The following is an 11,956-nucleotide window of genomic DNA, read 5'->3' as shown; positions in this document are numbered from 1 at the left end:
TGAGGGTGGTTTTAGCGGCCAGGTAGCCCTTGGCCAGGTCCTGGCCCTGCAGCAGGAGAAAGATGGCCAGGGCCAGGAGTTCAGCCAAGGTGGCTTTCTGGTGCCTTTGCTTTCTGGGGAGCTTGAACCCTTGGGCCTGAAGGGCCTTGAGCTCGTCGTCCACCCAGATGTAGATGGCCACGAGGAGGGTTTCTGCGTCAAGATAGTAGAGGGGGTGCTCTCGGTTTGGAAGCATAGCACCCCCTCTTTTTTCACATCCCAGGGGTTGGGGTCAAGTAGCACACGAAGGCATTTAAAAAACCTGCCCATCCAGCCCACCCCCCTGCCCAAGGCCCGGGAAAACATAGACCAGGCGATATACGGCCTGGTCTGAGGCGGAAGGGAGGCTACCTATAACGTGTTGCCTAGGGGCCTAGCTCAAAAGGACAAAGGGGCTTAGGTGGGGCTTTCCTATGCTCTAAGATGGCCCGGATGGACGGGGGAAGAGAAACCTCACCTGCCAGAGCCCACCGGCCCCCTTACGAGGGAGCGCCCCCAGTGGCATGCGGAAACAAGGGAGGCCGTCCTCCAAGGGCTTGGGACCGATCCCGAGAAGGGGATTACCTGGGCCCAGGCTAGGGAACGTCTGAGAGAATACGGTCCCAACGAACTTAAGATCCAGCCAAGGGAAACCTGGTATCGGATCCTAGCCCGCCAGTTCGCTAATACCCTCATCATCATCTTGCTCCTTGCGGCCTTAATCTCCTTCGCCGCAGGAGAGGTTGGCGACGTTCTGACAATCCTCGCCATCGTTCTCCTCAACGGGCTTCTCGGCTTCTTCCAGGAGTGGCAAGCGGAAAACGCCCTGGCAGCCTTGGCCAAGATGCTGGCCCCCACCTGCAAAGGGATCCGTGAAGGCCAGGTGAAAGTTCTCGAGGCCCGCCTCCTGGTGCCAGGGGATCTGGTCCTCCTGGAGCCCGGGGACCGGGTGCCCGCAGATCTAAGGCTGCTCGAGGCGGTGAACCTGGAGGCCGACGAGTCGGCCCTCACGGGGGAGTCCCTCCCAGTCCCCAAGTCCGTAGCCCCGGTTCCCCCCAACACCCCTTTGGCTGACCGCTCCTCCATGGTCTGGATGGGCACCCACATCACCAACGGGCGCGGCCTCGGGGTGGTGGTGGCCACGGGTATGGCCACGGAGTTCGGCCAGATCGCCCAGCTCGCCGAGACCGTCCAGCAGGAGCCCACGCCCCTTCAGCGCAGGCTTGCCCTTTTAGCGAAGCAGCTTGGGGTGTTATCCCTGATCACCGGCATCCTGGTGCTGCTTGCGGGGCTCTTGGTAGGCAAACCCCTGAAGGACCTTTTCCTCACGGGCGTGGCCTTGGCGGTGGCCGTGGTGCCCGAGGGGCTGCCCGCGGTGGTGACCCTCACCTTGGCCCTCGGGGTTCGGGCCATGGTTCGGCGCCGGGTCTTGCTGCGGAAACTCCAGGCCGCCGAGGCCTTGGGCGGGGTAACCACGATCTGCACGGATAAAACCGGCACCCTAACCAAAAACGAGATGACCGTGCGGCGCATCTGGCTGGCCTCAGGGGAGGTGGAGGTGACGGGCGTGGGTTACGAACCCTCCGGCCATTTCCTCTTAGGGGCCCAAAGGCTAGACCCCCAAGAGCACCCGGACCTCCTTGCCCTCTTGGAAACGGGGCTTTGGTGCAACCACTCAAGCCTCTATCGGGACGAAACCGGTTGGCATCCCCGGGGAGACCCTACCGAGGTCGCCCTCCTGGTAGCGGCCCTAAAAGCCGGGCTTTCCCTCCCGGAGAGGAAAGGGATCCTCAGCGAGTTCTCCTTCAACGCCCTCCGCAAGCGCATGACCGTGGTTTGGGAGAAGGCCGAGGGCTTGGTGGCCCACGTGAAGGGAGCCCCGGAAGTGATCCTGGATCGCTGCACAAGGATCCTCAAAAACGGAAAGGAATGGCCCCTCACCCCAGAGGACCGAAGGGCCATAGAAGCCGCCTACGCTCGGATGGCAAAGACCGGCCTGCGCACCTTGGCCCTGGCGAAGAGGCAGCTGACTGGGGAGATCCCCCTGAGGGAGGAGACGGTGGAACGCGACCTCGTCTTCCTCGGCCTGGTGGGCCTTCTAGACCCTCCCCGCCCAGAGGTGCCCGCGGCCATACGGACCGCCCAAGAGGCAGGAATCCGCGTCTTGATGATCACCGGGGAGGCAGCCCCCACCGCCTTAGCCCTTGCCCGCCAAATCGGCCTGAGGGCGGAACGCGCGGTGACAGGGCCTGAGATAGAAGAGCTCGAGGACGAAGAGCTTTTGGGCCTGCTCGAGGGCGGGGTGGTCTTCGCCCGCACTACCCCTGAGCACAAGCTGCGGATCGTCCACCTCCTCAAGCGCCGAGGGGAGGTAGTGGCCATGACAGGCGACGGGGTGAACGACGCCCCGGCCTTGAGGAAGGCGGATGTCGGGATCGCCATGGGGCTGCGCGGGACAGACGTGGCCAAGAGCGCGTCCGATGTCGTTCTATTGGACGACAACTTCGCTTCCCTAATCCGCGGCGTGGAGGAAGGGCGCCGCCAGTACGACAACATTCAGAAATTCATACGCTATCTCCTTACTTCCAACATAGGGGAGGTCATCGCCATCCTACTGAACCTTCTCCTGGGTGGCCCCTTGGTGTTTTTACCCGTGCAGATTCTGTGGATCAACCTGATCACCGACAGCCTGACCGCGGTGGCTTTGGGCATGGAGCCCGCGGAAAAGGACGTGATGAAGCGGCGACCCAGAAAGCCCTCAGAGCCCCTCTTGGACCGAAGGGGGGTACTGGCCGTTTTGCTGCTCGGAGGGTATATCGGCGCAAGTGCCTTGTGGCTTTTTTACCACACCCTCCAAAGGGGCGCACCCCAAGCCCTGGCCCAGACCTTGGCCTTTACCGGAATAGTGATCCTGGAAAAGTTCAACGTATTGAATTTCCGCTCCCTGCGCATGCCCCTGGCTGCCCTTGGCTTTTTTACAAATCCTTGGCTCCTTGGGGCTTGGGTCCTTTCCCTCGGTTTACAGGCCTGCGCGGTCTACGTTCCTTTCCTCCAAGAGGCCCTGCACACGGTTCCCCTAGGGTGGAAGGAGTGGGGCCTGATGCTCCTTTGGGCCCTGCCTATCTTTCTAATCCCGGAGTTCATCAAGTGGGTGGGCTGGCAGAAAACCAGGAGGGGGTAGCCTCTCTCTAAGCAAGGGTTCATATGAGCGCGAAGCCCGTGGGAGCGACCAGGGCCCCCTGGAAAGGAGGCGACGGAGTAAGGCCCCTATCCCACCCGGCTACTCCCTAGACCCAGGCCGAGCCGCCACCACCCTTGGGGCCATCCCTTAGGGGCTAGGGTAAGGAAAAGGGCTTCGCCCCCCAGGTACACCCTGACCCTCAAGGGGACCCAGGTGGCCCTGGCTACCAGGGTCCCTTGGGTTTCCGTTTGCACAACCCCTTCCCAGACCGGGCGCTCTCCTGCCAGCACCTGCACCCCTACGGGAAGGCCTGGGGGGTAGGTGCGGGCGAAAACCCCCTCGGGTTCCACCCAGGCCTCAAGATGAGGCCTCACCTCCACGGGCAAGGCCGCAATCCGGCGCCACTCGTCCCTTTGGCCCTCCGTCCTTACCTCCACGATGAGCTCGTCGGTAAGGGATAGCCCCTCCCCTAACAGCTCTTCTGGCCTTTCCCTCGCCTCCCCCCCGGAGGCGAGGAGGAAGCGCAAGGGATATTGGGCGATGTTAAAGCCGATGGGGCGAGGCTCCAAGGGCTCGCCGGGCCTCCAGAGGGGCCTGGAGAAGCGCAGGGCAAAGGCCTGGTGGTGGAGGCGGAAGCGCACGGCCTCGCCCTCCTCAAAGGTGACCTCGAGCTCCTCAGGGATGGGATCCCCCTCCGCGGTGTAGCGGGGCACCCAGGAAAAGCGCCGGAAGCGCCCATCCTCCAGCACCACCTTTCCGTAGACCGTCCACCCTTCCAGCAAGGGCTCCCGGCTTAGGGTGGGCTGGATCTCCTCGATGCGGACCGAGGACTTTAGGAGCTCAACCTTGACCTGCTTGTGCCTGAAGCGGGTTCTTTGGGTGGCCGGCCTATCCCCCCGTAGCTTCCGGTAGAGGTCGCCTAGGGCCTGGTCTGAGCGGTTGAAGAGGAGGCGCACGGGGTTGGGCTCTCCCAGGTAGAGGCCCGCCTCTTGGAGAAAGCCCAGAACTGCCTCCTCGTCGCGTAGGTCCGGGACCGCCTCCTCTTCGAGGAGGAGTTCCATGGCCTCCCGAAGTTTGCGGAACACCCGCTCATAGGGCCGGGCTCTCTCGGGCAACATTCCGGTTTGATAGAAGCTCAGAAAGGAATCCTTAAGGGCGTTAAGGCGCAGGGCCTTGAAGTGAAAGATGGCCTCCAGGGTACCTATGAAGTCCCGCCTCCCTTCCGCGAACCTCAGGTGGGCCCGTGTCTCCTCGTGCCAGCCTAGGACCTCCCAAAGGCGGTCGTACTCGGCTGGGGTGGGGAGAAGGCGTTCCACTCCCAGGTCCTTTAGGAAATGGGGCCAGAAGGCCTGGTCGTTTTCCGGCACCTCCCGGTAGAGAAAGTAGCCCCGCAGATAGCCTAAGAGGACGCGGGCAGGGACCAGCTCCTCCCCCCGCGAGCGGACGGTCCCTAAGAGATTGGCCCACCGCCTGCCCTGCCAGACCTCGCGCACGAGGGGCTTGACCCCCTCGTAGTCCTCCTGGGCCACGCGGGCCTGCGCCACCCCTTCTGCCAAAACGGCCCTATCCAGGTTCACGGCGTGGGTCCAAGGGTCAGCCATCCCGGATCCCTTCTAGCCAGGCGAGGAGGGCCCACTCCAGCACCAAACCGGTGCGCACCCGCCGCCAGTCGGGCGCCTGGCCGGCCAGCGCCCCGGAAAGGGCCTCCGCCCGCTCGGCCCAGATCGCCCTGAGCCAGGCTTCCACCCCGTTCCCATCCAGCTTGCGGGCTTCCTCGAGCAGGGCCTGGTCCCAAAGCTCGAGGGCCTGGGCCAGGTAGCGGAAAAAGCCCTCGCCCAAGACAGGGCGGGCAAGCCTCTCCAGGGCCCGCTCGCAACCCTCGCGGGCCGCCCGTTCCTCCTCGAGGCGGCCTTCACAGGCCTCGAGCCGGCCTTGGAGCTCCCGGCTGAGCTGGGCCTCCCGCTCCCCAAGCCCGCTTTTGAGCCGCAGAATCTCCGCGGCCTGCTCTTCCAGCCGCTCCACCAGGGCCCTTTTTTCCTCCTCCCAGCGCCGCCGATCCTCCTCCCACTGCCGCTCGTACCACGCCAGGGCCTCCTTGCAGTCCATCACTCCTCCCTTAGGCGGGGCGAGGAGGGTTGCTCTCCTGCCTGGAGCCAGGCCTCCAGGCGGAAGGCATGGGTTCTTAGCCAGCGACTGAGGGGAAGGCTTGCCAGGTCCAACAGCAACCGCTCTAGCCCCAGGAGTACCATCCCCTCCGGCTCCCCTGCGAGGAGCTCGCGGTTGCTGTGGCGCAGGGCGGGGTGGTCCTCCCCTTTGAGGAGGGCCCGGTACCCCTCGATGAGGGCAAGGACCCGCTCCTCTGGCCTATTGCCCAGGCCAGGGTAGTCCAGCACCAAGACCCGCAGGAGGGCCTCCTGGGGGAAGGGCTCGGGGAGGGCCTCCTTGAAGTTCCTGAGCCGGGCGAGTTCGGCCTCGAGGTGGGCCTTTTGCTCCGCCACCCCCTCGAGCTCCCGCAGCCGGGCCTCGAGGGCATCTATGCTCCTCTTGTAAGCCTCAACTTCCTTTTCCAGCTCCGCCCAGTCCGCCCGAAGCTTGGCGTAGGCTTCCTGGACCCTGGCCATCTCGGCACCCAGGCGGTCCCTCTCGGCCGCAAACCGTGAGGCTTCCTTGCGCCAGTGCGCGGCCTCCTCCAAGGCCCTGCCCCGATCCCTCTCTGCTTCCTGGACCGCCTTCTGGGCTCGTTGGAGCTTGACCTCGAGCTTTTCCACCTCCTTGGCCTTTCTCTGAAACTTCCTCTCACACTCCCGCAGCTTGCGTAGGGGCTCTTGTTCAGCAGAGGCCGGCCCCAGGCCCCCTTCTTCCGAGGGCCGAGGGGGCGCACCCACCCCCTTCCCAGGCGGGCCCTTCGGCAAGGGAGGAGGGGAGAGGGTCTTGAAATCAGGAGGTAACTGCCGCCAAGGCCTGGAGGGGAGGGGTTCTTCCGGAAGGCCAAGGACCTTCCGCGCCACTTCCCGCAGGACCTCCTCAAGCTCCGCCATCCCCTCCCTCCTGCCTCAGCCGGCGCTCATAGCGGGCGCGGCCCCGCTCGGTAAGCCCGTAGAGGGGGCTACCCTCGTATCGGCCCTTCTCCTCAAGATACCCCTTTTTCAGCGCCAAATCGAAGGCCCGTTCCAACTCCTTGGGCTTGATGAAGGAAAGGTGGCCGAAGAGGCGGTGGTTCGTGTACTTACCGCTTAAGACGCCATTCCCGCCCCGGTCCTTGCCGCGAAGGGCCATCAGGGTGCTCTTTCTGCCCAGATACATGGCGCGGGCCTCCTTGGGCCAGGCATTGTCCTCGGCCAAGGCAAAGAAGGCGAGGAGGGTCTCCAGAGGGCGGTAGACCCGCTCGAGTCCCTCCTCATCCAACCCTTCCAGGGCTTCCCAGGGACCCCTATCCCCGGCGCAGACGTCGCAGACCCCGCACCTATCCGCGGACTCCCCCAGGTGCTTGAGGAGGACCTGGGCCCGGCAGCGGCCGTGTTCAGCGTAGCGCCGCACCTGGTCCAACCGCTTCTTGGCGTGCTCCTCAAGTTCCCGGCGCTCCCCGTGCCAGCGGCGGTAGCCCGCCTCCAGATGCTCGCCCGCTTTGACGCGAAGGAGGGGCTCTCGGTAATGGTAAAGCCCGACCCTGCGCGTTATCTGGTAGAGCTTTTGGTCCATCTCTGGAATTTTCTCCAAGGGAATGCGAGAAAAGTCCAGCGGATCCCCCCTCTCGCGGCCCTCGTAGCCCACCCTTTCTAAAAGGGCCATTTCCTCAGGGGTAAGGTGTTCGCGCAGTATCTCCCTGGAGGCCAACAGCCAGACCTTGCCCGGCAGGTACTCGTACTCCAATACCTTGGCCCGCTCGAGGCCGGAGAGGGTGCGCTCGAGGTTCTCCAAACCGATTTCCCGCATAGGCGCAGCGGCCTCTTCCTCCTCATCGTCCTCTCCTAAAGGGAGATCTTCCTCAACCCCTTCCTCGGATTCGCTCTCGTAAATCCGCCGGTAGAGGGCCTCGCGGTAGTCCGTTAGGACGGGTTCGCTCTGCAAAAGCTGGATGAGCCGCTGGGCGAACTCCGCCTGGGCCCCATCGGCCTGCCCGATCCCGAGGGTCCAGCGAAGGAAGGACCAGTCGCTTTCCGTATACAGAAGCAGGCAGTAGGCCTCCCTTCCATCCCGCCCCGCGCGCCCTGCCTGCTGGAGGTACTCCTCGAGGCTACGCGGTGGCCGCCAGTGGACCACCAGGCGGATATTCCCCTTGTCGATGCCCATACCGAAGGCGGTGGTGGCCACCATGACCCGGGTCTGGCCGGAGATGAAGCGCTCTTGGGCCTCCCGGCGGGGAACCGGGCCCAGCCCGGCGTGGTACGCTTCAACCTCCAGGCCAGGGAAGAGGCGGCCTAGGGCCCAGGCCAGCCGCTCGGCCTCGGCCCGGGTGGCGGTGTAGACGATGGCGCTTCCCCCCTCCCCATGCGCCAGGAGCCATTGGAGGGCCTTGGCTAGGACCTGGAACTTGTCCACCTCCCCCCTCGCCTTCCTCACCACAAAGCGGAGGTTCGGGCGGTGGAAGCTTTCGGGCTTAATCAGCCGGAAGGTTTCCAGCTTAGCGACCTTCCTTAACCCTTCCAGGTCCTTCGGGGTCAAGGTGGCGGTGAAGAAGCTCTTGGGCACCCCCTCCAAGGCCTCCAGCTTTCTCAGGGCCTTGAGGTAGTCCGGCCGGAAGTCAAAGCCCCACTCGATCAGGCAGTGGGCCTCGTCAAAGACCACCCGCCTCAGTTCCCCCGCGGCGTGCTTCTCCTGGATCAGTTTCCCAAGGGCCTCGCTCCGATTCAACCGCTCGGGGCTCACGTAAAGAAGCCGTACCCGACCAGCCCTAACCTCATCCAGCACGCTCCTCTGTTCCCCCAAGCCCATCAACGAGTGCACCGCACCCACCGGCAGGCCCAGTTCCAGAAGCCGGTCGGCCTGATCCTTCATAAGGGCCACCAGGGGGGAGACCACCAGGGTCAGGCCCCCCTGGATAAGGGCGGGGAGTTGGAAGGCCAGGCTCTTGCCGAAACCCGTGGGCAACAAGGCCACCAGGTCCTGGCCCTCGAGGGCTGCCTGGATGGCCTGGGCCTGTTTGGCCCAACGCTCCTCTTCCAGGGAAAGCCCGTAGACCCCCTCCGCGATGCGCCGGGCCTTGGCCAGGGGCTCAAGATCGGATTCCAGGATGGCCCTAAGCCGGCGCAGGGCCTCCTCTTCCAGCTCCTCCTGGGGAAGCTGGTCCCGGTCAATCCCTAGGATCCCTGCCAGGAGATCGTAAAACCCCTTCCGGTCCTCGGGAACGTGCCGGTGGGCGCCCGAGGGCAGGGCGCGGTAGAAAACCTCCTGGTAAGCGGCGTTGAGGAGCTTCTTGTCCCAAAGCACAAAGGCCCCGTCCCCCACCCCCTCCCGCCGGTCGCGGATCAGCCGGCCAAAGGCCTGGGCGAAGGAGAGGGCGGCCTTGGGCAGGTAGTAGTCCCACCACTTGTCCAGGCCCTGCTCATAGGCCCGCTCCATGCGCTTGGTGAGGAGCAAGGAGGGCAAGGGAAAGGGGATCCGCTCCAGGTTCACGAGCTTCAAGGCCGGGAAATCCACCCCCTCCATGTAGCTCCGGGAGCCCAAAGCCGCCACCGGGGCCTGGGGATTGGCCTTGATCAGGCTGGCCACGTCCTCCCGCTCCTTGCGGGTGAGGGGGGCCAGGAGGTGCGGAAGCTCCTTCAGGGCCTCCTTGGCCTCCTCGAGGCGCCGCAGGCTAGTGAAGAGGGAAAGGCTGCGGTGGGACTTGGCCAGAAGAACCCTCAGTTCCTCGTGGAGCATGCGCTGGAAGCGGGGCAGGGTGCTCTCGCGGGCCTCGGGGAGGTGGCGAGGCACCAGGAGATGGGCCTTTTCGTAGGGAAGGGAGGGGGGTAACCGTCGGCCCTTGGCCTCCTCCAGGCCCAAGGCCCGCTGGAGAAAACGAAAGCCCTCTTGGTCCTGCTCGGTGGGAACGGTCAGGGTGGCGCTGGTCAGGACCACACTTCTAAAACGGGGCCACAGCCTTTCCTTCAGGGCACGGGAAACGTCAATGGGCTGGGCCAGGTGCCGCCAGCTCCCCGTAGTGGGGTCCCACTCGGAGAGGTGGAGCTGGTTGGGATCGGGTTCGCCCCCCACAAGCCCTAAGACCCGGCGCCGCTCGAAGAGGAGCTCCAAGGCCCCTCTGAAATACTCCCGAAAGGGGGCCAGGTCCCGGGCCAAGAGGGTTCTTGGGTCCTGGCCGATGGCCTTGAGGGCTTCCTCGAGTTCGCGGAGGTTTTCGATAAGCGCCTGCTCTTCCCGGTTGATGCGGGGCCACTCCTCGAGCCTGAGCCAGACCTGGCTTAACCCCAGGGTAAGACCGTAGCGCGAATCCCCTGAACCCCGGTTCTTGATAAGGTCTAAAAGATATCGGGTATAGGTGCCCAAAGCCTCGCGCAGACGGGGAAGGAGCTTCTGAACGACCTCCTTGGCCCTTTCCCGTTCCGCTTCCGAAAGCGCCTCGAGCCGGCGCTTGTCCCTAAGAAGGCCCCGGTCCTTCTGGGGATGGGCTAGGTGATTGAGCCGGTGGGTGAGCTCCTCGTGGTCCAAGACCAAGGTGAGGGCCTCGGTGGCGGTGTCCTCGAGGTGATGGGCCTCGTCCAGCACCAGATGGCTTTCCCCTTCCCCCTCCTCTTCCTGAAGAAAACTGGCCAGGAGATAGGCCTGGTTGGTCACCAGGATCTGCGCCTCCTTGCGATGGGCAAGCTGGCGCTGGAAGGCGCAGGTATGGAAAAAGGGGCAATTCTCCCGGCAGCGCCGGGGATTGGTGCCCACCCGGTCCCTCGCCTCGCGGAAGCCCCTGGAGAAATGCCAGTAACCGGGGAGGGCATCGAGGTCATACCCCCCCAAGGCCGCGTAGTGCAGGAGCAGGCCCACCGCGGCCCTCAGCTCCTCGTCCTCTTCCTCCCTGGCATCCAAAAAGAGTTCAAAGAGAGCCTCGGGGCAGAGGGTGTCCCGCGGGCTCTTGACGAGGGCCGCCCTGACGGCGTAGCCCTTTTCGCCCACGTTTTTAAGCTCATCCAGGGCCTGGGCCTGGAGCACCTTGGTGTAGGTGGCCACCCAGGTCTTTCCCCCCAGGTGCAAAACGGGGTAGAGGTAGCCCTTGGTCTTGCCCGTACCCGTGGGGGCCTCGAGGAAGACCTGCGCCCCCTCCCGCAGGGCGGCCTCCACCTCCTTGAACATCTCCTCCTGGGCTGGCCGCCTTTGGGGAAGGAGGCCTTCTCCCAGGTCTAAGGGATGCGGCAAGGGCCGGCCCTCGTACTTAACCGGCTCTACCCGGGGGGGCGTAGCCAGGAGCTCCTTGACCTGGCCTGGGGTGTCTGGAAATAGCTCGGCCTCAGTAAGCCCGAGTTCCCGCCAGGCCCGGGCCACCCCGTCGGGCGGTGTTTGTAGGGCCAACCCGGATAAGACCCTCCAGGTCGCCTCCGCGTCGGCCTGGGCACGGTGGGCATCCTTGAGGGCCTCACCCGTCAGGTAGGCGTAAAGATCCGCCAACCGGTAGCCGGAAAGTCCCCGGGGTGGGGTGGGAAAGACCAAATGGGCCAGGCGCAGGGTATCCAGGGGAATTTTCGCCCCCGGGGGAGGCTCGAGATCCATCTTTTTAAGAAGACGTTCCAGGATAGGCAGGTCATAGCGCCGAAGGTTGTGGCCGAGAAGGGGGCGGTCCCCGATAAACTCCCGAAGGTCCACGAGGGCCTCCTCCAGGGGTACCTTTTGGTCCTCGTATTCCTGGAAGGGAATGCCTGTCAGGCGAAAGGCCTCATGGTCGGCCTCGAGGACTCCCTCGGTCGCCACGTACCTGTGAAAGCTCCTCCCCTCCGCGTCCTGGGCAAAAACCTCCAGGATCTCAGCCTCCCCTGGGTCAGGGGAGGTGGTCTCTAGATCCATGGCCACGTAGGGTTTCATAGGGTTCGGCTGAAGAACTCCTCAGAGGCTGTCGTAAAAGCCCTCCACGGTCACGCGTAAGCGTACCTTGAGAGGCTAGGCGGCCCTGGCCAGCCGCTTCACCCACAAGCGTACCATGCCTAAGTACATCCAGGCCTCCGTTACCTCAAGTCGGTTTCGCCCCAGCCAGAAAACGGCTTTCTCCCAGATCCCCTCCTTCTGCCCCCGGCGAAAGTAGGGATAGACCGTAGACGGGTGGGGCAGGTCAGGAACGTACGCCTGCGGCGTGACGGGGCATAGCCCGCCACTTGATGCCGTTTTCCCGGACGTAGAGTATGGCGTTCATCATTTCCCTCCTTAAGCTGTTCCCCTAACGGGGAAGCAGCGGCACCTTGGCGGGTCGGCCGCCGGGCTTGGGGATCAAGGGCTCCAGGAGGGACCACTGAACCCGGACAGACACATGTGAGACTGGACGAGTAAAAATGTGGGGACCACTCTAGGAGAGAGGGGGTCCCCACGGATGCAGCTTACCACGGTTGGCAAAGAGGTTTTGCGGGGAGCGCGGGTCAGCCCGAAGGGCTACCTTGAAGGCCCGGGAACTCCAAGGTCAGCCCGAAGGGCTACCTTGCGGCCGGGGCCGGCGATCCCACGGTTCAGGACCGCTTACGGAAGCTCAAACAGGTGGAGGCGCTCAGGAAATACCGGGTGGGCTGGCCCGAGATCCAGGAGCTTTTGGGGATCAGCCGGGCCACCTATTACCGCTGGCGGAAACGCCTC

Annotated in this window: 5 protein-coding genes and 2 pseudogenes; 2 read left to right on the top strand and 5 right to left on the bottom strand. The window is 64.4% G+C overall.

Translation table 11 applies throughout. From position 1 onward, the window contains the following. Positions 1–235: pseudogene (locus F604_RS0110460) on the bottom strand (transposase); the annotation flags it as partial. Between the two features lie 204 nt (positions 236–439). Here F604_RS0110460 and F604_RS0110455 point away from each other — a divergent pair. After that, on the top strand, positions 440–3,199 hold the full coding sequence (locus F604_RS0110455) for a cation-translocating P-type ATPase (RefSeq protein ID WP_019551603.1): 2,760 nt from the start codon (positions 440–442) through the stop codon (positions 3,197–3,199). Positions 3,200–3,285: 86 nt separating this feature from the next. Here the strand turns inward: F604_RS0110455 and F604_RS0110450 are convergent, their stop codons facing one another. From F604_RS0110450 to F604_RS0110435, 4 genes are all read right to left on the bottom strand, one after another. Beyond that, complete coding sequence (locus F604_RS0110450; protein ID WP_019551602.1) at positions 3,286–4,800, bottom strand: hypothetical protein; 1,515 nt, start codon at positions 4,798–4,800, stop codon at positions 3,286–3,288. Then, a complete protein-coding gene (locus F604_RS0110445) occupies positions 4,793–5,305 on the bottom strand; it encodes a hypothetical protein (protein ID WP_019551601.1) in 513 nt (170 codons plus the stop codon). Before F604_RS0110445 ends, F604_RS0110450 begins: the two co-directional genes overlap by 8 nt. Next, entirely contained in the window at positions 5,305–5,967 is a 663-nt protein-coding gene (locus tag F604_RS12200; RefSeq protein WP_248644175.1) for a hypothetical protein, read from the bottom strand. The genes F604_RS0110445 and F604_RS12200 overlap by 1 nt, the downstream gene beginning before the upstream one ends. A gap of 256 nt (positions 5,968–6,223) precedes the next feature. Beyond that, the gene (locus tag F604_RS0110435; protein ID WP_019551600.1) at positions 6,224–11,200 is read right to left on the bottom strand and encodes a RecQ family ATP-dependent DNA helicase; all 4,977 of its coding nucleotides are present in this window, start codon (positions 11,198–11,200) and stop codon (positions 6,224–6,226) included. A gap of 499 nt (positions 11,201–11,699) precedes the next feature. On the opposite strand from F604_RS0110435, the pseudogene F604_RS13570 reads away from it, so the two are divergent. Then, positions 11,700–11,956 (top strand): annotated as a pseudogene (locus tag F604_RS13570) (helix-turn-helix domain-containing protein); the annotation flags it as partial.

This window comes from Thermus scotoductus DSM 8553, from assembly GCF_000381045.1.
Lineage (GTDB): Bacteria > Deinococcota > Deinococci > Deinococcales > Thermaceae > Thermus > Thermus scotoductus.
This window is presented reverse-complemented; position numbering and strand designations above follow the sequence as displayed.